Here is a 19,152-nt window from a genome sequence, read left to right as displayed (position 1 = left end):
GGTTTGCAGGACCGTTGGAGCGGCATGGATGCCGCTCACGAGCCCCCAGGGATGGGTTCACGGCGGGTCCTGCAAACCCACCCACACCGCGCCAAACCCGTAAGACGGAATGTCCTGCGCTTTGAGGCTCTGCCTTTGAGGCCTTGAGGCCTTGAGGTCTTGAGGTCTTGAGGCTTTGAGGCTTTGAGGCCTTGGCTCTCGGCTTCCCTACACGCCGACCCGGCATCAGAGGACACGGCCCGTAGCCCGGGCAAGGTAAACTAGCGCGATGTCTTCCCGCCCCGCGCACGACCTGCTCAGCCGCATCTTCGGTTACGACGAATTCCGCGGTCCGCAGCAGGCGATCGTCGAACATGTCGCCGCCGGCAATGACGCGCTCGTCCTCATGCCCACCGGCGGCGGCAAATCGCTCTGCTACCAGGTGCCCTCCCTGCTCCGCGACGGCACCGGCATCGTCATCTCGCCGCTGATCGCCTTGATGCAGGACCAGGTCGAAGCCCTGCGCCAGCTCGGCGTCCGCGCCGAATACCTCAACTCCACCCTCGATGGCGACACCGCCGCACGGGTCGAGCGCGAACTCCTCGCCGGCGAACTGGACATGCTCTATGTCGCCCCCGAGCGCCTGCTCACCGGCCGCTTCCTCTCCCTACTCTCGCGCAGCAGGATCGCCCTGTTCGCCATCGACGAAGCCCATTGCGTCTCGCAGTGGGGCCACGACTTCCGCCCCGAATACCGCCAGCTCACCGTCCTGCACGAACGCTGGCCCGACGTCCCGCGCATCGCGCTGACCGCCACCGCCGATCCGCCCACCCAGCGCGAAATCGCCGAACGGCTGGACCTGACCAACGCCCAGCACTTCGTCAGCTCCTTCGACCGCCCCAACATCCGCTACACCGTCGTCCAAAAAGACAACGCCAAGCGCCAGCTGCTGGACTTCCTCAAGGTCCACCGCCAGGAAGCCGGTATCGTCTACTGCATGTCGCGGCGCAAGGTCGAAGAAACCGCCGAGTTCCTGTGCAAGGAGGGCTTGAACGCCCTGCCCTACCACGCCGGCCTCCCCGCCGAGGTGCGCGCCGCCAACCAGCGCCGCTTCCTGCGCGAGGATGGCATCGTCATGTGCGCCACCATCGCCTTCGGCATGGGCATCGACAAACCGGACGTGCGCTTCGTCGCGCATACCGACCTGCCCAAATCGATGGAAGGCTACTACCAGGAAACCGGCCGCGCCGGCCGCGATGGAGAGCCTGCCGAAGCCTGGCTCTGCTACGGGCTGGGCGATGTCGTGCTGCTCAAGCAGATGATCGAACAGTCCGAAGCCGGCGAAGACCGCAAAACGCTGGAACGGTCCAAGCTCGATCACCTGCTCGGCTACTGCGAATCCATGCAGTGCCGCCGCCAGGTCCTGCTGGCCGGGTTCGGGGAGACCTACCCCCAGCCCTGCGGCAACTGCGACAACTGCCTGCTGCCGCCGGATGCCTGGGATGCCAGCGTCGCCGCCCAGAAGGCGCTGAGCTGCGTCTACCGCAGTGGCCAGCGCTTCGGCGTCGGCCACCTGATCGACATCCTGCGCGGCGGCGACAACGAGAAGGTGCGCCAGTTCGGGCATACCGAACTGAGCACCTACGGCATCGGCAAGGATCTCGACGCCCGCACCTGGCGCAGCGTGTTCCGCCAGCTGGTCGCCTCCAGCCTGCTCGAAGTGGACAGCAGCGCCTATGGCGGCCTGCGCCTGACCGATGGCAGCCGTGAAGTGCTCAAGGGCCAGCGCAAGGTCATGATGCGCCGCGAGACTCCCAAGGCCGCCCGCGAGCGCGACCGCAGCGGCCAGCGCACGGGCCTGTCGGTGCTGCCGCAGGACCTGGCCCTGTTCAACGCGCTGCGCGGCCTGCGCGCCGAACTCGCCCGCGAACAGAACGTCCCGGCCTTCGTCATTTTCCACGACAGCACCCTGCGCAACATCGCCGAACAGCGCCCCACCAGCGTCGATGCGCTGGGGCGGGTCGGTGGCATCGGTGGCACCAAGCTGGCCCGCTACGGCGACCGCCTGGTCGAGATCGTCCGTGAGGAAGGCTGATGCACCCGGCACGTCCAGGCAGACCCGGCTCCAGAGTTGAACCAGGCGTTCAGCCGCAGGTGCGGTCGCGGGGCTTTGGCAGTAAGGTGAGCCCCATGTCCGCCAGTGGCCTTCTCCTGCGAGTGGTCTTGATGCTCAGCCTGTTGCTCAACGGGCTGAACGTGGCCATGGCCGGCCCGATGGCGCTGGCCCTGGCCGAGCCGACCCCCGCCAGCAGTGCGGCACCGCCCTGCCACGGCGACGCGCCGCCCCCCGCCGCACACGACCACCACGCGATGGCGGCCGCCGATGCCGGCGTACAGGCGCCGCACGATGGCGACCACTGCAAGATCAAGGACTGCCTGCGCAGCTGCGCCCAGCAGCCCAGCCTGACCGTCCAGGTCGCCTGGCTGGCCACGCCGCCGCCGGTGTCCATGGCCCCGCTGACGGCCGCGCATCCCACGCTGCCGACCCCGCCGCTGGACCGCATCACCCGCCCTCCGATCGCCTGATCCGCCGCGCTCTGCGAGCGCCCGCCTGAGCTCTGCCCGCGCGCCCCCGGTGTGCGGGCGTTGACGGCACCGCGTGTGCCATTCGAACCGGATTCGGAGTTGCAATGTCTTTCCCCAAAACACCCGGCACGGGCACCCCGCCCATGCCGTCACGTCGCCTGTTCGTGCAGGGCGTGGCTGCCGGCGGCGTGGTCGCCGGCCTGGCCGCCACCGGTCTGAGCCCGCGGGCGTTCGCCGCCGCCGGCCCCGGCCTGGTCGGCGCCCCGCAGGTGCTCAGCAGCCAGGACGTGCAGCTGAGCATCGGCGAATCGCTGGCCAACTTCACCGGCCGCACCCGCCCGGCGATCACCGTCAACGGCAGCCTGCCGGCACCGATCCTGCGCTGGCGCGAGGGCCAGACCGTCAGCATACGTGTCGCCAATACGCTGCAGGGCCATCCCACCTCCATCCACTGGCACGGCCTGCTGCTCCCGGCCAACATGGACGGCGTGCCCGGCCTGAGCTTCAACGGCATCGCCCCCGGCGAGGCCTATCAGTACCGCTTCACCCTCAAGCAGTCGGGTACGTACTGGTACCACAGCCATTCCATGTTCCAGGAACAGGCCGGCCTGTACGGCGCGCTGATCATCGATCCGCTCGAGCCGGCGCCGTACCACTTCGACCGCGAGCACGTGATCCTGCTCTCGGACTGGACCGACATGGACCCCGGTTCGCTGTTCCGGCGCATGAAGAAACTCGCCGAGTACGACAACTACTACAAGCGCACCCTGCGCGACTTCCTGCGCGATGTGCGCAGGGACGGCTGGGCCGCGGCCACCGCCGATCGCGGCATGTGGGGCCGGATGCGGATGACGCCGACCGACATCTCCGATATCAACGCCCACACCTACACCTACCTGCTCAACGGCACCGCCCCGGCCGGCAACTGGACCGGGCTGTTCCGCAGTGGCGAGAAGGTGCTGCTGCGCTTCATCAACGGCGGTTCGATGACCTACTTCGACGTGCGCATCCCCGGGCTGAAAATGACCGTGGTCGCCGCCGATGGCCAGTACATCCACCCGGTCAGCATCGATGAATTCCGCATCGCCCCGGCTGAAACCTTCGATGTGATCGTCGAACCCAGCGGCCAGGACGCGTACACGATCTTCTGCCAGGACATGGGCCGCACCGGCTATGCCGCCGGCACGCTGGCGGTCCGCCACGGCCTGCAGGCGCCGATTCCCGAGCGCGACGCGCGCCCGCTGCTGACCATGAGCGACATGGGACATGACATGGGCCATGCCTCGAACGCGATGGCGGGCCACGACATGAAGGGCATGGAAGGCGGCTGCGGCGCCAGCATGGGCCACGGCACGCACGGCGCCGATCCCAAGGCACCGCGTCACCCGGCCAGCGAAACGGGCAATCCGCTGGTGGACATGCAGAGCATGGCGACCGAGCCGAAACTGGATGATCCCGGCATCGGCCTGCGCGACAACGGCCGCGACGTGCTCACCTACGGCGCGATGCGCAGCCTGTTCGACGATCCCGATGGCCGCGAACCCGGCCGCGAGGTCGAGCTCCACCTGACCGGCCACATGGAAAAATTCAGCTGGTCCTTCGATGGCATTCCCTTCGCCAGCGCCGAACCGCTGCGCCTGAACTACGGTGAGCGCATGCGCATCGTGCTGGTCAACGACACCATGATGCAGCACCCGATCCATCTGCACGGCGTGTGGAGCGATCTGGAAAATGCGGACGGCGACTTCCACCTGCGCAAGCACACCATCGACATGCCACCGGGCACCCGCCGCACGTATCGCGTGCGTGCCGACGCGCTCGGTCGTTGGGCCTACCACTGCCACCTGCTGTACCACATGGAAGCGGGCATGATGCGCGAAGTGAGGATCGAAGAATGAGCCGCTCTCTTCTCACCGCAACGTCGGTCCTGAGCACCGCCCTGCTGCTGGCTGTGTCGGCACCGGCCTGGGCGCAGCCGCATGCCGGCCATGCCACGACGCCGACCACGACCACGGCCGACACACCACCGGCAGATGGCGGCAACGTCGATCACAGCCAGATGGATCATTCGAAGATGGACCACGGCAGCGTCGATCACGGCCAGATGGATCATTCGAAGATGGACCATGGCAGCACTGATCACGGCCAGATGGACCATTCGAAGATGGACCACGGCGCGATGGGTCATGGCGTGCCGAAGGCGCCTGCGCCCACCGAGCCGCTCGAGCCGATTCCGGCCGTGACAGCCGCCGACCGCCTCGCCGCGTTCCCGCCGATCGACCACGGCGCGATGGAGCATGCGCCGGAGATCCACAGCATGCTGCTGGTCAATCGCCTCGAACACTGGGACGGTCAGCACGGCACCGGCCAGGCCTGGGAGGCCAGCGGCTGGGTGGGCGGCAACATCAACAGGCTATGGCTGCGCAGCGAAGGCGAGCGCAGCGACGGCCGCACCGAATCGGCCGATCTGGAGGTCATGTACGGCCGCAGCGTGTCGCCGTGGTGGGACGTGCTGGTCGGCGTGAAGCAGGATTTCCGTCCGGCCGATTCACGCACCTGGGCGGCGTTCGGCATCCAGGGGTTGGCGCCGTACAAGTTCGAGACCTCGGCCACGGCCTATGTCGGCGAAAGCGGCCAGTTCGCGGCCACGGTGGAAGTGGAGTACGAGCTGCTGCTGACCAACCGCCTGATCCTGCAGCCGCTGGTGGAAGCCAGTTTCTCGGCCAAGGACGAGCCGGAGCATGGCAACGGTTCGGGACTCAACAAGGTCGAGGCCGGGCTGCGCCTGCGCTACGAGTTCAGCCGCCGCTTCGCGCCTTACATCGGCATCAGCCACGAGCGGCTGTTCGGCGATACCGCTGATTACCACGAGGCGGCCGGTGAGCGCGCGCGCGATACCCGCTGGGTGGCGGGCGTGCGGGTCTGGTTCTGATCCCGCGGCCGTGACAGGTTCCGGGTGCCCCAGGTACCCGGACCTCCTGCCGGTTGGAGCGATGGCGTAAGCTGCCGACCCGATCTGCCTGCCTTGCGCCATGACGTTGACCCTCCGCCGCGCCACCCTTGCCGATGCCGACGCGCTCTCGGCGATCGCCATCGCCACCTATACCGAAACCTTCGGCGATTCCTACCCGCCGCAGGATCTGCGCGAATTCCTGGACCGTCACTACGCGGTCGAACCGCAACGCCGCGAACTGGCCGATCCACGCAACGCCGCATGGCTGCTGGAGGAGGGCGGCCGCGCGGTGGGCTATCTCGCGGCGGGACCGAACGGGCTGCCACATGCCGAGGCCAGCGAGGGCGATATCGAGCTCAAACGCCTCTACCTGCTCGCCAGCCACCAGAGTGGCGGCCACGGCGCGCGCCTGATGGACGCGTTCCTGGCCTGGCTCGATCAACCGCAGCGGCGCACGCTGTGGGTCGGCGTGTGGTCCGAGAACCTCGGTGCGCAACGCTTCTATGCGCGCTATGGCTGCAGCAAGGTGGGCGAATACGATTTCCCGGTCGGCGACAGCGTCGACCGGGAGTTCATCCTGCGCCGCGCCTGAGCGCCGCGCAGGCGTGCATCAGAAATCGAACAGGTCCGACAGGAAGCTCTCTTTCTTCTTCTTGCGGTAGCCGTGCTGATCGCCGTACGGCTGTTGGCCCAGGTGGCGGGTATCACGGTGCTGCACGGCGGCCGGCGGCGGCGGTGCGGCAGCGCGTACCGGGGCGGCTGCAGGCGCGGCGGCACCGGCGGAGCGCTCGATGATCTTGTCCAGTTCGCCACGGTCCAGCCACACGCCTCGGCACTGCGGGCAGTAGTCGATCTCGATGCCCTGGCGCTCGGACATCTGCAGCGCTTGGGTCTTGCATACGGGGCATTGCATGGGCGGTTTTCCAAGGGGCAAAGTCGCACTCTAGCCGGTCGCACCTGACCGTGGTGCAACGCGGCCATGACCGATGGCCCCCCCCCCCGACCTATGCAGGCGGTGATCTTCGGTGCGATCCACTGGTGGTCGTTCGGCGGCGGCGGGGTTGGCGGTCGGGCTGGTGTGGGCCTGGCACCGTGGACGCCGGCGGTCGGCGGCCGTTGCCTGAGCGCCATGGGCGCTACGGGCGGTACGATCCCGCCCTCGATTCACCCGGCATTTGGTCGCCGTCGACGGTCTCCTCACCGGCGGCCCGCGATACTTGCGCGCCCCTCTCCGGGGGTAAGCAGGAACCACGCTCCATGTTGTTGTCCAAGCACCATCCCGAACCGCGCGTGCTGTTGATCGAAGACACCGAAGACACCCGCGAACTGAGCCGCATGGCGCTGGAAAGCCAGGCCTGCGAGGTCGTTGCGGTCAGTTCCGCCGAAGCCGCGCTCGGCCTGCTGCAGGCCGGCGAGCGCTTCGATCTGGTGTTCACCGATGTCTGCCTGGGCGAAGTGAGCGGCATCGAGGCGGCGCATCGGGTCAAGCAGGAACAGCCCGGTCTGCCGGTGCTGGTCACCTCGGGCCTGGAGCCCTCCGTCGTGGTGCCGCAGCTCGGCCCGGGCATGCATTTCCTGCCCAAGCCCTACACGATGAGCGAACTGCTCGACGCGATCCGTGCCTGCTTCCAGCAGCCGTTGGCGGCCTGCGCCTGAGTCGACCCGCCTGCGGAGCGACCTTCATCCGGATTTCATGTCCACGTGCCCATCGTCGGTGCCAGGGAACGGGGGGTTCCGCTTCCAATGCGATGCGACGCGCTCCTTTTCCCTTCCGGAATCGACGACATGCTCTTCCGTATGCTGCTGGCCACGCCCCTGCTGTTGATGCTGCCGTTGGAAGACGCGCGCGCGGACGACTTCGTCACCTGCGAGAGCCGCGACAACCGCTATCAGTCCTGCACCCTGCCCCGCGCGGGCTACGTCACCCTCGACCGCAAACTGTCCGGTGCGGACTGCCGCCAGGGCCGCAGCTGGGACTACGACCGCCGCGAGGTCTGGGTCGACGATGGCTGCCGCGCCTCGTTCCGGGTGCACGGCGGCGGCGACCGCGATGACCACCATCACGATGACAACCACGACGCAAAGGTCGCCGCCGGCGTGTTGATCGGCGCGGCGATTCTCGGCGCGTTGGCCCACAACGCGAACAAGGATGACGCGCGCTACGACGACGAGAACTACCAGGGCGCCCGCCACACGTCCTATGTGCCCGACTGGATGATCGGCGAGTTCGAGGGCTACAACCCGACCTTCAACGCCGACATCCGCATGCGCATCGACAGCGACGGCCGCATGAGCGCACAGACGCGTGGGCAGTCGTTGAACGGCTGGGTCAACGGCGGACAGCTCAATGTCGGCAGCAGCGTGTTCGACATCAGCCAGAGCCGCGACGGCTTCGTCACCACCGAAGTGGGCGACCGCCAGAACGAGGTGCGCTACCGCCGCGTGCGCTGAGCGACGCGGCGGCGCCTGCCCTTACCTGGCGACCTGGCACTGCAGCGTGGTGCCATAGAACTCCAGCGTGGTCTGGTCGTTGTGGATCCGCAGGTCCACGCCTTCGCGCCCCCAGCGACCGCCGTTGTTTTCCTCGCGGGTGACCGGCACCGGGAACACGATGGCCTGGTCATTGCCCCAGCTGATCACGGCCGCGGTCGGATCGATGTCGTTGTAGAACACCGCCGTCACCGGCTTGCTGTTGTCATCGCAGCGGTACTCGACCTTGGCCGGCACCTGGATGCCGCCGCCGTTGATGGTCAGCTCGACCAGACGGGTCTGGTAGGACTCCACCAGGCAACGGTGCGGATCGACCGCACGCGAACAGGCATCGCGGCCTTTGATCCAGCCACGCTGCTCGGCCGCGATGTCCAGCTCATCCGGGCTGGTCTGCACGCGCTTGTAGAGCGCGGCCAGCTGGCGATCCAGCGCGGCAAGGCGGGCGTCGCCACACACCTGCTGCTCGGCCTCGGACTGCGCCTTCGCACAATCGAACGACGGCGGCTGCAGGGTCGGGCTGGCCGGAGTGGCGGGCGCGCTGGCCGCGGGGGCCGACGTGGCCGGCGCGGCCGGTTCTGCCGGAGTCGCGGTATCGGACGGCGCCGGCTTGGAACAGGCCGCGAGCGCAAGCGCCCCCACACCCAGCAGGACGAAACGGTTCATGGCACCTCCAACAACGATCAACGAATGACTGGCTATTGTGCCCCCATAACCGGTTCTGCGGTGTGCACAGGCAGATCGCTCAGGGGGCTGCTGCTGTACCTGCTGCAGTGCGGTGCACGGATGCAGCCACTGATGGATACGTGGCTGACCGTTGCAACGCCCGCATAGCTCGCCGGGGTGGGACCGGGCGGCACCGACACCCTTCGCCGCAATGCGCAACGCCAGTATCTGGAGATGCTGGAGGTGATGCGTGCCCAGCCGGCGGGCAGCACCCTGAAGCGGCGCTGGAAGATGTAGCAGCCTGTCGATCAGCGTCACCTCCGCACGCTGGATCCAGCCCGCGGTGGTCGTATACGAAAATGTGGATTTCACACCCGAAGACGACGGCGTTCCCTGATGAACATCGACGATGTTCTGCGGAACCATCCAAGTTGCCAGCCTTGGACATCAAAAACGGGAACGCATATGAAATCCGCACTTTTCACTTTACTGATCGCCCTGCTCTCTTCAACAGGGACATCATCGACGGCGTCGGCCGCCGGATCGTCGCCCCACCTGTCTACGGTCGTCGTCCCAACGCGGACATACGCCAGTGAGGACGTCCAAGCCGGGGAGCTACTCGACTGGATTGCGACGGTCTCTCCGGACCACGCTCCCGTGGGGCGGGGAACGGTCACTACCGAGAGAATGCAATTGTTCGATGATGGGATATCGAACGCCCTCTCCAGCACCCCCCAGCCGCCCGGCAGGCTCCCGGAAAGAGGCCTCCCGGGAGAAGAGTACAAGGTCGAGAACACGCTTCCCGATGGCACGTTTCAGTCCTGGACCTACAGGTGGGTTCAGCCCCGCACGGGCCACGGTGGCCGATGGAACCTGACGGGATATGAGTACAGGAAGGGAGAGCATTTTCAGACCCGTCCAAGGTGAAGCCCAGTCGTGTATCCGGAACGCCATCGGCGATCACATCCGTCTTGGGCGATCACATCCGTCTTGGGCGATCACATCCGTCTGGCGTTCCATTTCAACATGAGACGACCCTGACCCCATGCTCATCCCAGTGCGACCCTCGCGTAACAGCGGCAGGTCCACGCTGGGGTTGCGACATCACGTCGCCTTGGAGTCACACCATGTCCAACATGCAGAACAACGAAAACAACGTCAAGAATGCCGCTGCTGCACAGAAAGGCCCGCAGTCCGAACAGGATCGCAAGGACGCGCAGGCCAAGCAGCAGAAGCAGGAACAGGACACCAGGAACGCCCCTGACGCAGGCAACAAGCCGCAGCAGAAGTAATTCGTCTGCCGCATGGTAGGGCTGCGCATCCGCGCAGCCCTCACATGCAGACGGCGCCCAAGCGTAGTCGGCGCCCTCTGGCATCCTTCAACTTCTGGCGTCCTTCAACCTCTTGCATCTTCACTACGAAGCTCATTCGCGACGCTGTCGATTCGCGACGCTGCGCATGCGCGTGCTTCTTTGAAGGTGTTGGTTTCGGTGTGTGTGTTACTACACATCCCGGCCCCGCAGGTCATCTACCTGCTGGCGCATGTCGTCCCAACCGAGTCGCGTCTCGAGCAGCATGCCGTTGAGCGTTCGTCGCGCGTGCGCCGTCAGTGCGCCATCGCGCGCGGCCACGTCGAGTGCCCTCACCAGACGCGCTTCGGCTGCCTGGCTCTCGCTGGCGTACTGGATGCCCGCATCCCCGAGTACGGTACCCAACCTGCCGAAGCCGCCACGGAGGCTGCCGGCCAGGGTACCGTGGCGGGCGGGCTGACCACCGGCGTCGCGCACCAGCCGCGTGACCCCATCGATGACCTGGATTTTCGCGGCGGCCATCCGCATCATCAGCGCGTTCAGCTGCGGATCCTGCGTCCCGTCGTCGGCGACGGCTCTGGCGTAGATGTCGTGGCCATCGCGCGCGATGCCGATGATCTGGTTGAGTTCGCGTATCGCGTGGCCGGATTGGACGGTACTCATCACACCGCTCCGTGGGATCGTGGGCCCACTGGGGCCGGGTATGACCTGATCGTGCGCCCGTCGTGGGGACGGTGGCGTGATGCGACACCGGGACTTCCGGGGAACACGCGCATTGGCTACGATCGGCCGGAATCGATCGCACACACGATCCCGTCACCCTTGCCCCGTGCGGCACTGCGCCGGGTCGCAAGGAGGCTGTATGGCAGGGATGAGTGGCATTGTATTCATGCTCGCGATGCTGGGCGTCGCCGCGCCGGGGGCATCCGTTGCCACGCCGGCATTCGATCGCAGTGCCTGGCAGGCCGACCATGTGGCGCTCAAGCGCGCCTTGGAGCAGGACTACGCGCATCTGGCATGGGTCGCCTCGCCACAAAGCGGCGTGGATCTTCCCGCCCTGGATGCCGCGGCGCAGCGTGCGCTGGCTGAAGCACGTACGGATAAACAGGCGCGCCAAGCCCTGCGCACTTTCCTGGCCGGGTTCCAGGATGGTCACCTCAGCCTGCTCGACCCGCTTGAACAGGCGTCCGACACGGCCTCGCCCACTGCCGTCGACCCGCGCACGCTGGGCGCGAGCGCAGGGTGTGCCGCGCTCGGCGTTGCCGATGAAGGCCGGCATGACTTCAGCCTGCCGCTGGAAACGCTGGCCGGTTACCACCCACTCAACGACGACCCCGATCCTGTGCTGCGCGCCGGCATTCTCGCGCTGCCGGATGGGCACACGATCGGGCTGCTGCGCCTGCATGAGTTCGACGCCCTGCGCTATCCGGGTCTCTGCCACGCACTGTGGTCGCAACTGCGGCATGCGGACTCCACCGACGACATGCGCGGCACCCTGGCCCAAGGCTGGGTCGCGGTGATCGCTGCCAGCCTGCGGCGTTTCCAACAGGACGGGGTGGACGCCGTGCTGGTGGATGTCGGCGACAACCCGGGGGGCGACGACAGTGGCGATACGCTGGCGCGGCTGTTCACCCCGCAGCCGGTGGCCTCGGCCGTGCTCCAGGTCAGCCAGTCCCCGGCCGGCAAGCCCTATCTGGACGAACAATTCGAGCGGCTCGACGACGCACTGCGCAATCACCGCCCCAACGCCACAGCGCGCAGCCTTCTCACTACAGAGCGGCGGGCGTTCCAGGCCTCGCGGCAGGCCGCGGCACTGCCTGCCTGCGATCTGTCCTGGGCCTGGCAGGTACAGCACGACTGGAACGGCCCCACGTGCCGGCGCCTGGTGCCTGCAGGTACCTCCGGCGGCCCGTTGCCGAGCCCTGCCGTGGACACCCTCGATGATTTCCTCATCGCGCACCGCCTGGATTGGTCACAGGATCTGCGCGAGCACTGGGGCGCCTGGAAAGGCCCGGTGTATGTCCTCACCAATGCGAAGACGGCCTCCTCCGCCGAGATGTTCGCCGCGCGGATGCAGGACAACCACATTGCCCGCATCATCGGGACGCACAGCGGAGGGTACGGCTGCGGTTTCATGAGTGCGCAGGCAATGCCTGAACTACCCCATTCGCATCTGCGCCTGCGTGTTCCGAACTGCGTGCGCCTGCGTGCCGATGGCAGTGACGAGGTGGCCGGCATCCGTCCGGACCTGCCGATCGCGCCGCGTCGTGGCGAAGGCGCACGGGCCCGCGCGCAGCGCCTGATCGATGCGCTCATCGCCGATAGCGCCGACAGCGCGCTGCATTGAACCCGGACCGCGGCGAAGCGGGCGCATAGGCAGGCACACGATGAGCGCCGCTACACTGTGTACGCTGCAGCTTCGCGGCCTTCGGCAACGCCTGTCCCATGGAAAGAAGCTACTTCGCCACCCTGCTTGCCCTGATCCTCCATCAGATCGACGCCGCGTTCTGGCGTGAGTGGGAGATGTTCCTGCTGCCCGGTGGCGTGCAGGGCTTCCTGGTCTTCAACCTGCTGGCCGTCGGCCTGGTGCTGCTCGGCTACCGCCACGTGCTGCTGCAGACCAGCAAGGCGCGTGGCTTTGCGATGGTCTGCGCGGCGCTGGGCATGGGGACGTTCGTCATTCACCTCGGCTTCGCCATATTCGGCCACCGCGCCTTCCACCTGCCGTTGTCGCTGACGGTGATCGCGGCCTGCCTGGTCTCGGCGGTGTGCCTGTTGCGATCGCTGCGCATCGTTGCGCGGATGCCCACGCGCACCTGACCGACGCTTGGGAGGCACTGCGCCGGTGTCGGGCACAGGTGTGGAACCGGCCAGGCCGTCCGACCTGCCGGCGTGCCAATGCCGAGCGCGCAGCAGCACACCAAACAGGGACAGCACCGTCGCAAAGACGACGGCGGTCTGCAGAACTTCCATCACCAGTGACATTGCAGTGCTCCGGATCGACCGTCGGCATGCACGCGTTCTCCGGGAAGCGGCATGTCGTGCTCAAGGTCGGGAGGTACAGCGTGCGCGTACGGGCGATGGACAGGCATCGGTTGTTGCCCTGCTGCGCCTCGGTGAAAGGCGCAATTCGCTGTGATGCAGCTCGGTAGCGCCCTTCCCATTGGACGATTGAAAGACTCCAAGCTTCTGCATTGCCGCCAACAATCAATGCCGAGTTTTTGCCCGCGCAGGACGTGGCGATCGAACGCAACCACGCCTATTTCCCGGTCTCCGAGATGGACGGCCGGTCGCTCCCGGGGCCGATCCCTGACGTGCGCAAACCGTCGTAAGAAGCGGTCCGTGGACGTGATAACGTTCGCCCATGATCACCGCCCTCGCCCTCCTGTTCGTAGCCATCCTGCTCGGCGTACCGCTGCTTCTGTTGCTCTGGTCAGCGGCATTGCTGGTCAATCTCGTGGCTGCGGTGTTCGAACCGCTGGATACACCCGAGCGCTGAACAAGGATACCGGCCGACGACTTCGCACCGGGCATCACCTCTTGGCGGCCACGGCACGCTTGGCGACCGCCGCATGCTTCGGCTCCGTCGCCGATCGCTTGGGCTTACGCCCCACTACCCAGTCCTTCAGCACCGAGTCGATCCTCGTCTGCCAACCAGCACCGGTTTCGCGGAAAGCATCCAGCACCTCAGGCGACAGCCGAATGGTGATGCGTTCCTTGGTTTCAGCCGCCTTCGGGCGACCACGCAGCTTGCCCTGCAACCCGGCCGGCAACCGAGTGAACGCGACCGCACGGGCCGCATCGGCTGCGGTCCATTCGGGATTGTCCTTGTCAGGTGCTTCGCTGTTCTTGTGCTTGCTCATAGCTCTTCACCTCTCGTCTGTTGGCCTTGCGGAAGCTGATGACCCGGATGCCTTTGGGGGTTTCGGTGAAGACCAGGGCGTGTACCCGCTCGCCTACCAATCCCAGCCCCCGGTAACGCACCTCGCCGTACTCCTTTCGGTCATCAACGACGAACAGGGCGCTCTGGAAATCGAACGCTTGCACCTGCTCGAAAGAAAGACCGCGCTCTTCCACGTTACGGGCATTCTTGGCGGCGTCGTAGGTGATCTCCACGGCATTTATTGTATGCACATTAATTCGATAGCGCAACCGCGAGAACACCCCGCCCTCGTTCAACCAGTAGCCTCACAGGCCTGTCCAGGCCGTCACCGTCGCGATGAGAGGCATGCGACGAGCTCGTGGATCGGCGCAAGCGAATCTGCAACCGCAACGGCTGCGAACGGCCAGTTCCCCTACGCGCGTGCAGGATCAGTTCCTGCTTCGGGCAACCCGATCGCAAGTCCTCGGTGGATAGCGGGGGCAACGCCTCATCACCGAAGCGATGCATGTCGGCGTGATCACCGAGTCGGAGCGGATCGCCCTGCACGGCTTGAAGCATCGCGGCATCACCGACAGCGAGAACAAGGCGGCGACCGGGCACAAGTTCGAAGCGTTGCGGCAGCTGTACGACCACGAAGTGCCGCTCGTGAAACCACCGCGCAAGCGCTGAATTTTTCCGGCAATTTTCCCGGAGACACAAAAAAGGCGCCCATCGGGCGCCTAAGTTGTTGATGCAATGGTGGGCCGTGATGGATTCGAACCATCGACCAAAAGATTAAAAGTCTTCTGCTCTACCAACTGAGCTAACGGCCCATTGCATCCCCGACGTGACGCCGGGGGTGCGCATTCTAACGCATCTTGGCGCTCATGCGTACCCGTCCGGCATCACGCGTAATGGGTCGGGTCCGGCACGCCGGCCTCCGTGAAACCCTGCGCACGCAGGCGGCAGGCGTCGCAGTGACCACAGGCGCGGCCCTGGTCGTCGGCGTTGTAGCAGGACACGGTCAAGCCGAAATCCACGCCCAGGCGGACGCCTTCACGCACGATGTCGGCCTTGCTCAGGAATTGCAGCGGGGCGTGCACCTGGATGCCGGCGCCTTCCACGCCCGCCTTGGTGGCCAGGTTGGCCAGCGCCTGGAACGCCTGGATGAATTCGGGGCGGCAATCCGGGTAACCGGAGTAATCCACCGCATTGACGCCGCAGAAGATGTCATTGGCGCCCAGCACTTCGGCCCAGCCCAGCGCGACGGACAACATGATGGTGTTGCGCGCCGGCACGTAGGTGACCGGGATGCCCTCGCCGCCCGCTTCGGGGACGTCGATGTCGTCGGTCAGCGCGGAGCCGCCGATGCTGCGCAGATCGATGTTGACGGTCTTGTGGGCGACCACACCCAGCGCGCTGGCGACCGCGGCGGCGGCATCGAGCTCGGAGGTGTGGCGCTGGCCGTAGCGCACGCTCAGGGCGTGGACGGCGAAGCCCTGTTCGCGGGCCATGGCGACGACGGCGGCGGAGTCCATGCCGCCGGACAGGAGGACGACTGCTTTTTTCATGGGGTGTTTCCGGTGGTTTGCGGGGAACCAGCACGCTGTCCCGCGCCGGGTACATCAGGGTACGTCGAGACGGAGTTACCTTCCGGGCTCGTCGTCCCAAAGCAGCTTGTGCAGCTGCATCTGGAAGCGGACCGGCAGGCGGTCGGCGACGATCCAGTCGGCCAGTTCGCGCGGACTGACCTCGCTCTTGCTCGGCGAGAACAGCACCATGCTGCGCTCGTTGAGCCGGTGCTCGCGGACCATGCCGCGGGCCCATTCGTAATCCTCACGGCTGCACAGGACGAACTTGATCTGGTCGCGCCTGGTCAGCAGCGGCAGGTTCTCCAGGCGGTTGCGGGCCATTTCGCCGGAGCCGGGGGTTTTCAGGTCGACCACCCGCGAGACGCGCGGATCCACGCCGCTGACATCCAGCGCACCGGAGGTCTCCAGCGAGACGTCCAGGCCGGCGTCGCAGAGCTTCTCCAGCAGCACCAGGCAGCGCTTCTGCGCCAGCGGCTCGCCACCGGTCACGCAGACGTGGTGGACGCCCTGGGCCAGCACTTCTTCCACGATCGCGTCGATGTCCCACCAGGTGCCGCCATGGAAGGCGTAGGCGGTATCGCAATAGGTGCAGCGCAGCGGGCAGCCGGTCAGACGCACGAACACGGTTGGCCAGCCGGCGGTATCGGCTTCGCCCTGCAGGGACAGGAAGATCTCGGTGATCTTCAGTCGCGGCAGCGGGGACTGCACGATCTCACTGGGGAGAGCGGCGGCAGCGGACAGGGTCGTGGTCATGGCGGTGATTCTTGGGGGACGGCTTCGGAAACGACAACAGCCGGGCATGGCCCGGCACGGAGGACCGGGCAGCGCCCGGTTGGCGATCAGACAGTATACCGGGCCCGGCCGCTCCAGCGGCCCGGGGCGGGTTCAGCGGATCTGCTGACCCAGCCGGATCGACTGCAGACGGTCCTGCGCGGTGCGCGCGGCGTCGGAGCCGGGATACGTGGACACGACCTGTTCGAGGGTCGCCTGGGCCTGGTCGACCTTGCCTTCGCCATACTGCGAGAGGCCGATCTTGAGCAGGCCACCGGACGCCTTGTCATGGGTCGGGTAGCGCGAGAGGAGGTCGCGGAACTGCGCCTCAGCCTGCGGGAAATTGCGGGTGGCGTAATAGCTTTCGCCCAACCAGTACAACGCGTTGGGGGTATAGACGCCGTTGGGATACAGCTCGAGGAAGCTCATGAACAGCTGCGCCGAGTCATCGTACTTGCCGGCCTTGAGCGAATCGAAGGCGACATTGTAGGCCGTGCGCTCGTCGCCACTGGCAGCCAGGCTGCCGGCATCGCCGTGCACGGAGGGCGGCCGCTCGGAAGCGGCCGTTGCCGGTTTCGGGGAGGCAGCGGGAGCGGCTGCGGCCGGGGCGGCGGGAAGCACGGGGGCCCCACCTTCCAGGCGGTTCAGGCGGCTGTCCAGGTCCAGATACTGGTCCTTGGCGGACTGCTTGAGCTGCTCATTGTCGTGCTGCAGCTGCTCGACCTGCGACTGCAGGGCCTGCAACTGGGTACGCAGCTGATTCAGCTGATTGAGCATGTCCATGTTGGACTGGTTGTTGTTCGCCTGCTGCTCAAGCGCGCCGACGCGGTCGGCCAGACTCTGGCGCTGCGCATTGGCCGGTGCGGCAGCCACGAGGGCTGCCGCAACGATCATCGATAGAAATCGAAAGCGCATCTATTACTGAGCCGTGTACACGATCTCGACGCGACGGTTCTGTGACCAGCAGGACTCGCCCGACTCGGTGCAGACCGGACGCTCTTCACCGTAGGACACGACGGTCAGCTGCGAAGCCGAGCCACCGTTGGCCTGCAGTGCCGAGGACACGCCGTTGCCACGACGCTCGCCCAGGGCCTGGTTGTAAGCGCGCGAACCGCGCTCATCGGTGTGGCCCTGCAGGGTCATGCGCGAGGACGGACGGTCACGCAGATACTTGGCGTGGCACGCCATGATGGCCTGGAATTCCGGCTTCACTTCTTCCTTGTCCAGGTCGAAGTACACCACGCGCTGGCGCAGGCAGGAATCGGTATCCAGATCACCCGGACCGTACAGGCCGGAGGTGGACGGGCCGGTCGGAGCGGTGGTGCTGCCGGTATCAACCGGGGCAACAGGCGTTTCCTTGACCTTCTTGGAACAACCGGCCAGGGCGGCCACGGACAACAGGGAGACAAGCAGAACGCGGGTGGTCTTGTTCATGGCGATACCTTTGAGGCTCCTAAAGCCGGATGAGGGATGAATACGGCGAAATCTTAACACTCTGTTAGCGCTTTGTACGGTATGGCGACCAAGAAGGCTCACGAACATCACCGTCTGCCAGAACCAGCCGCTGGCGCACGCGCGCATCGGCCGAAACGGCGTACAACACTCCACGACCACCCTCGCGGGCGGCGTACAACACCATGCTCGCGTTGGGCGCAAAGCTCGGCGATTCATCCAGCGACCCCGGCGACAGCGTGTTCCAGCGGGCCGAGCCCGTGCTGCTGTCCATCATCGCGATCTTGTAGGTGTTGCCGCTGCCTTGGGCGACCACCAGCTTCTTGCCGTCGTAGGACAGGCTCGGGGTGGCGTTGTAGTTGCCCTGGAAGGTCACGCGCGAGGCGCTGCCGCCGCTGGAGGCCACCTGGTAGATCTGCGGGCGGCCGCCACGGTCGGAGGTGAAGTAGACGCTGCTGCCGTCCGGGCTCCAGGTCGGCTCGGTATCGATGGCGAAGTGGTTGGTCAGCTGGGTCAGCTGCTTGCTGCCCAGGTCCATCACGTAGATCTCCGGGTTGCCACTGCGCGACAGCGACAGGGCCAGGCGACGGCCGTCCGGGGAGAACGACGGGGCGCTGTTGATGCCGCGGAAGCTGGTGACCAGCTCACGGGCGCCGCTGGAGATGTTCTGGATGTAGATCGCCGAGTTGCCGCGCTCGAAGCTCACGTAGGCCAGCTTGTTGCCGTCCGGGCTCCAGCTGGGCGAGAGCAGCGGCTCGGCCGAGCGCACGATGGTCTGCGGATTGAAGCCGTCCGAATCGGCCACCATCAGCGCATAGCGCATGGCATCGCCCTTGCCGCTGGCGGTGACATAGGCGATGCGGGTCCAGAAGGCGCCGCGCACGCCGGTGATCTTTTCATAGATGGCATCGGCCATCTGGTGGGCGACATCGCGCATGGCATTGCCACGGGCGGTCATCGCCAGGCCGAGCAGGCGCTCACCCTTGGGCACGTCGTACAGCTCGTACTCGACGCGGTAGGCGCCGGCACCGGCGTCCATGACGCGGCCGACCACGATGTAGTTCTGCTTCAGCGCCCGCCAGGTAGCGAACTGGATCTCGCTGCCGCGGGTCGGCTTTTCGACGATCTGCGCTTCAGGCAGGTTGCGGAACTGGCCCGAACGGTCCAGATCGGCACGGACCACGGCGGCCACATCGGTCTGCGGTGCACCGGCCGACCCCTGGTACGGCATGGGGACGACGGTGATCGGCGTGGCGGAGGCGTTGCCGCCGATGATGTCGATATCCAGCCCCTTCTGCTGCGCCACGGCAGCAAAGGGCAACAACAGGGCCGCAACAACGGCAAGCCAGCGAGGCATCTTTTTCATTGAGCGCTCAATAGGGGGAAACCAGAACGAGGGATAACAGGACGGCGGTGAACAGTTTCGCAATCATGAACCAAGGCCGTGTGAATTCCGAGTCACTGACTGCGCAAAACTCACAGGCCGTTAACGAC

At 66.3% G+C, this 19,152-nt stretch carries 23 protein-coding genes and 1 tRNA gene; 13 read left to right on the top strand and 11 right to left on the bottom strand.

Annotation, left to right across the window (positions count from 1 at the left end):
- The first annotated feature begins 268 nt into the window (after positions 1-268).
- The 5 genes from recQ to ABE473_RS17070 all read left to right on the top strand — a co-directional run bounded on the left by recQ (position 269) and on the right by ABE473_RS17070 (position 6,110).
- The gene (recQ, locus tag ABE473_RS17090; protein WP_346490318.1) at positions 269-2,074 is read left to right on the top strand and encodes a DNA helicase RecQ; all 1,806 of its coding nucleotides are present in this window, start codon (positions 269-271) and stop codon (positions 2,072-2,074) included.
- Positions 2,074-2,565 (top strand): CopL family metal-binding regulatory protein, encoded by a 492-nt coding sequence (locus tag ABE473_RS17085; protein ID WP_346490317.1) that lies wholly within the window; start codon positions 2,074-2,076, stop codon positions 2,563-2,565. Before recQ ends, ABE473_RS17085 begins: the two co-directional genes overlap by 1 nt.
- A gap of 104 nt (positions 2,566-2,669) precedes the next feature.
- Positions 2,670-4,463 carry a copper resistance system multicopper oxidase gene (locus ABE473_RS17080; RefSeq protein WP_346490316.1) on the top strand — a complete coding sequence of 598 codons (1,794 nt, stop codon included), beginning with the start codon at positions 2,670-2,672 and terminating at the stop codon, positions 4,461-4,463.
- Complete coding sequence (locus tag ABE473_RS17075) at positions 4,460-5,497, top strand: copper resistance protein B (protein ID WP_346490315.1); 1,038 nt, start codon at positions 4,460-4,462, stop codon at positions 5,495-5,497. Before ABE473_RS17080 ends, ABE473_RS17075 begins: the two co-directional genes overlap by 4 nt.
- 100 nt (positions 5,498-5,597) lie before the next feature.
- Positions 5,598-6,110 (top strand): GNAT family N-acetyltransferase, encoded by a 513-nt coding sequence (locus ABE473_RS17070; protein WP_346490314.1) that lies wholly within the window; start codon positions 5,598-5,600, stop codon positions 6,108-6,110.
- An 18-nt stretch (positions 6,111-6,128) separates the two neighbouring features.
- Here the strand turns inward: ABE473_RS17070 and ABE473_RS17065 are convergent, their stop codons facing one another.
- The gene (locus ABE473_RS17065; protein WP_346490313.1) at positions 6,129-6,431 is read right to left on the bottom strand and encodes a zf-TFIIB domain-containing protein; all 303 of its coding nucleotides are present in this window, start codon (positions 6,429-6,431) and stop codon (positions 6,129-6,131) included.
- A 344-nt stretch (positions 6,432-6,775) separates the two neighbouring features.
- On the opposite strand from ABE473_RS17065, the gene ABE473_RS17060 reads away from it, so the two are divergent.
- Together ABE473_RS17060 and ABE473_RS17055 are read left to right on the top strand one after the other, a co-directional pair.
- Positions 6,776-7,174: a response regulator gene (locus tag ABE473_RS17060; protein WP_179460277.1), complete on the top strand. Its 399-nt coding sequence runs from the start codon at positions 6,776-6,778 to the stop codon at positions 7,172-7,174.
- Positions 7,175-7,303: 129 nt separating this feature from the next.
- Complete coding sequence (locus tag ABE473_RS17055) at positions 7,304-7,969, top strand: DUF3011 domain-containing protein (RefSeq protein WP_346490312.1); 666 nt, start codon at positions 7,304-7,306, stop codon at positions 7,967-7,969.
- A 21-nt stretch (positions 7,970-7,990) separates the two neighbouring features.
- On the opposite strand, the gene ABE473_RS17050 is transcribed toward ABE473_RS17055, so the two are convergent.
- Positions 7,991-8,671, bottom strand: coding sequence for a lysozyme inhibitor LprI family protein (locus ABE473_RS17050; RefSeq protein WP_319209826.1), 681 nt, complete (start codon positions 8,669-8,671; stop codon positions 7,991-7,993).
- A 396-nt stretch (positions 8,672-9,067) separates the two neighbouring features.
- Between ABE473_RS17050 and ABE473_RS17045 the strand changes: the two genes are divergently transcribed.
- Complete coding sequence (locus ABE473_RS17045; RefSeq protein WP_346490311.1) at positions 9,068-9,598, top strand: hypothetical protein; 531 nt, start codon at positions 9,068-9,070, stop codon at positions 9,596-9,598.
- Between the two features lie 200 nt (positions 9,599-9,798).
- A complete protein-coding gene (locus tag ABE473_RS17040) occupies positions 9,799-9,963 on the top strand; it encodes a hypothetical protein (protein ID WP_346490310.1) in 165 nt (54 codons plus the stop codon).
- Positions 9,964-10,173: 210 nt separating this feature from the next.
- On the opposite strand, the gene ABE473_RS17035 is transcribed toward ABE473_RS17040, so the two are convergent.
- Positions 10,174-10,644, bottom strand: a complete 471-nt coding sequence (locus tag ABE473_RS17035) for a PA2169 family four-helix-bundle protein (RefSeq protein ID WP_346490309.1) — start codon at positions 10,642-10,644, stop codon at positions 10,174-10,176.
- A 208-nt stretch (positions 10,645-10,852) separates the two neighbouring features.
- Here ABE473_RS17035 and ABE473_RS17030 point away from each other — a divergent pair, with 208 nt between their 5' ends.
- From ABE473_RS17030 to ABE473_RS17020, 3 genes are all read left to right on the top strand, one after another.
- Positions 10,853-12,328, top strand: coding sequence for a S41 family peptidase (locus tag ABE473_RS17030; RefSeq protein WP_346490308.1), 1,476 nt, complete (start codon positions 10,853-10,855; stop codon positions 12,326-12,328).
- 98 nt (positions 12,329-12,426) lie between these two features.
- Positions 12,427-12,801 (top strand): DUF6713 family protein, encoded by a 375-nt coding sequence (locus ABE473_RS17025; RefSeq protein WP_346490307.1) that lies wholly within the window; start codon positions 12,427-12,429, stop codon positions 12,799-12,801.
- A 544-nt stretch (positions 12,802-13,345) separates the two neighbouring features.
- Positions 13,346-13,480, top strand: coding sequence for a hypothetical protein (locus ABE473_RS17020; RefSeq protein ID WP_346490306.1), 135 nt, complete (start codon positions 13,346-13,348; stop codon positions 13,478-13,480).
- 34 nt (positions 13,481-13,514) lie between these two features.
- Here the strand turns inward: ABE473_RS17020 and ABE473_RS17015 are convergent, their stop codons facing one another.
- Together ABE473_RS17015 and ABE473_RS17010 are read right to left on the bottom strand one after the other, a co-directional pair.
- Complete coding sequence (locus ABE473_RS17015) at positions 13,515-13,844, bottom strand: BrnA antitoxin family protein (RefSeq protein WP_346490305.1); 330 nt, start codon at positions 13,842-13,844, stop codon at positions 13,515-13,517.
- The gene (locus ABE473_RS17010) at positions 13,813-14,097 is read right to left on the bottom strand and encodes a BrnT family toxin (protein WP_346490304.1); all 285 of its coding nucleotides are present in this window, start codon (positions 14,095-14,097) and stop codon (positions 13,813-13,815) included. Before ABE473_RS17010 ends, ABE473_RS17015 begins: the two co-directional genes overlap by 32 nt.
- 280 nt (positions 14,098-14,377) lie before the next feature.
- On the opposite strand from ABE473_RS17010, the gene ABE473_RS17005 reads away from it, so the two are divergent.
- Complete coding sequence (locus tag ABE473_RS17005; RefSeq protein WP_346490303.1) at positions 14,378-14,533, top strand: hypothetical protein; 156 nt, start codon at positions 14,378-14,380, stop codon at positions 14,531-14,533.
- A gap of 67 nt (positions 14,534-14,600) precedes the next feature.
- On the opposite strand, the gene ABE473_RS17000 is transcribed toward ABE473_RS17005, so the two are convergent.
- The 6 genes from ABE473_RS17000 to tolB all read right to left on the bottom strand — a co-directional run bounded on the left by ABE473_RS17000 (position 14,601) and on the right by tolB (position 19,024).
- Positions 14,601-14,676 (bottom strand) — tRNA-Lys (locus tag ABE473_RS17000).
- Positions 14,677-14,748: 72 nt separating this feature from the next.
- The gene (gene queC / locus ABE473_RS16995; RefSeq protein WP_176988424.1) at positions 14,749-15,414 is read right to left on the bottom strand and encodes a 7-cyano-7-deazaguanine synthase QueC; all 666 of its coding nucleotides are present in this window, start codon (positions 15,412-15,414) and stop codon (positions 14,749-14,751) included.
- A gap of 75 nt (positions 15,415-15,489) precedes the next feature.
- Positions 15,490-16,188, bottom strand: a complete 699-nt coding sequence (gene queE / locus ABE473_RS16990) for a 7-carboxy-7-deazaguanine synthase QueE (protein WP_176988423.1) — start codon at positions 16,186-16,188, stop codon at positions 15,490-15,492.
- A 132-nt stretch (positions 16,189-16,320) separates the two neighbouring features.
- Complete coding sequence (gene ybgF, locus ABE473_RS16985) at positions 16,321-17,121, bottom strand: tol-pal system protein YbgF (RefSeq protein WP_346490302.1); 801 nt, start codon at positions 17,119-17,121, stop codon at positions 16,321-16,323.
- A 3-nt stretch (positions 17,122-17,124) separates the two neighbouring features.
- Positions 17,125-17,640, bottom strand: coding sequence for a peptidoglycan-associated lipoprotein Pal (gene pal / locus ABE473_RS16980; RefSeq protein WP_179460266.1), 516 nt, complete (start codon positions 17,638-17,640; stop codon positions 17,125-17,127).
- Between the two features lie 64 nt (positions 17,641-17,704).
- Positions 17,705-19,024, bottom strand: a complete 1,320-nt coding sequence (gene tolB / locus ABE473_RS16975) for a Tol-Pal system beta propeller repeat protein TolB (RefSeq protein WP_346490301.1) — start codon at positions 19,022-19,024, stop codon at positions 17,705-17,707.
- Positions 19,025-19,152 lie beyond the last annotated feature (128 nt).

Origin of the sequence: Stenotrophomonas sp. TWI700 (genome assembly GCF_039673645.1) — a bacterium.
Classification (GTDB): domain Bacteria; phylum Pseudomonadota; class Gammaproteobacteria; order Xanthomonadales; family Xanthomonadaceae; genus Stenotrophomonas; species Stenotrophomonas maltophilia_AA.
Note: the sequence above shows the minus strand (reverse complement) of the source record. Positions and strands in the feature narration are given on the sequence as shown.

Excerpts from the sequence above, each read along its gene's own strand:
- recQ (WP_346490318.1), top strand. The coding sequence starts at position 269 with ATGTCTTCCCGCCCCGCGCACGACCTGCTCAGCCGCATCTTCGGTTAC.
- ABE473_RS17085 (WP_346490317.1), top strand. The coding sequence starts at position 2,074 with ATGCACCCGGCACGTCCAGGCAGACCCGGCTCCAGAGTTGAACCAGGC.
- ABE473_RS17080 (WP_346490316.1), top strand. The coding sequence starts at position 2,670 with ATGTCTTTCCCCAAAACACCCGGCACGGGCACCCCGCCCATGCCGTCA.
- ABE473_RS17075 (WP_346490315.1), top strand. The coding sequence starts at position 4,460 with ATGAGCCGCTCTCTTCTCACCGCAACGTCGGTCCTGAGCACCGCCCTG.
- ABE473_RS17070 (WP_346490314.1), top strand. The coding sequence starts at position 5,598 with ATGACGTTGACCCTCCGCCGCGCCACCCTTGCCGATGCCGACGCGCTC.
- ABE473_RS17065 (WP_346490313.1), bottom strand. The coding sequence starts at position 6,431 with ATGCAATGCCCCGTATGCAAGACCCAAGCGCTGCAGATGTCCGAGCGC.
- ABE473_RS17060 (WP_179460277.1), top strand. The coding sequence starts at position 6,776 with ATGTTGTTGTCCAAGCACCATCCCGAACCGCGCGTGCTGTTGATCGAA.
- ABE473_RS17055 (WP_346490312.1), top strand. The coding sequence starts at position 7,304 with ATGCTCTTCCGTATGCTGCTGGCCACGCCCCTGCTGTTGATGCTGCCG.
- ABE473_RS17050 (WP_319209826.1), bottom strand. The coding sequence starts at position 8,671 with ATGAACCGTTTCGTCCTGCTGGGTGTGGGGGCGCTTGCGCTCGCGGCC.
- ABE473_RS17045 (WP_346490311.1), top strand. The coding sequence starts at position 9,068 with ATGAACATCGACGATGTTCTGCGGAACCATCCAAGTTGCCAGCCTTGG.
- ABE473_RS17040 (WP_346490310.1), top strand. The coding sequence starts at position 9,799 with ATGTCCAACATGCAGAACAACGAAAACAACGTCAAGAATGCCGCTGCT.
- ABE473_RS17035 (WP_346490309.1), bottom strand. The coding sequence starts at position 10,644 with ATGAGTACCGTCCAATCCGGCCACGCGATACGCGAACTCAACCAGATC.
- ABE473_RS17030 (WP_346490308.1), top strand. The coding sequence starts at position 10,853 with ATGAGTGGCATTGTATTCATGCTCGCGATGCTGGGCGTCGCCGCGCCG.
- ABE473_RS17025 (WP_346490307.1), top strand. The coding sequence starts at position 12,427 with ATGGAAAGAAGCTACTTCGCCACCCTGCTTGCCCTGATCCTCCATCAG.
- ABE473_RS17020 (WP_346490306.1), top strand. The coding sequence starts at position 13,346 with ATGATCACCGCCCTCGCCCTCCTGTTCGTAGCCATCCTGCTCGGCGTA.
- ABE473_RS17015 (WP_346490305.1), bottom strand. The coding sequence starts at position 13,844 with ATGAGCAAGCACAAGAACAGCGAAGCACCTGACAAGGACAATCCCGAA.
- queC (WP_176988424.1), bottom strand. The coding sequence starts at position 15,414 with ATGAAAAAAGCAGTCGTCCTCCTGTCCGGCGGCATGGACTCCGCCGCC.
- queE (WP_176988423.1), bottom strand. The coding sequence starts at position 16,188 with ATGACCACGACCCTGTCCGCTGCCGCCGCTCTCCCCAGTGAGATCGTG.
- ybgF (WP_346490302.1), bottom strand. The coding sequence starts at position 17,121 with ATGCGCTTTCGATTTCTATCGATGATCGTTGCGGCAGCCCTCGTGGCT.
- pal (WP_179460266.1), bottom strand. The coding sequence starts at position 17,640 with ATGAACAAGACCACCCGCGTTCTGCTTGTCTCCCTGTTGTCCGTGGCC.
- tolB (WP_346490301.1), bottom strand. The coding sequence starts at position 19,024 with ATGAAAAAGATGCCTCGCTGGCTTGCCGTTGTTGCGGCCCTGTTGTTG.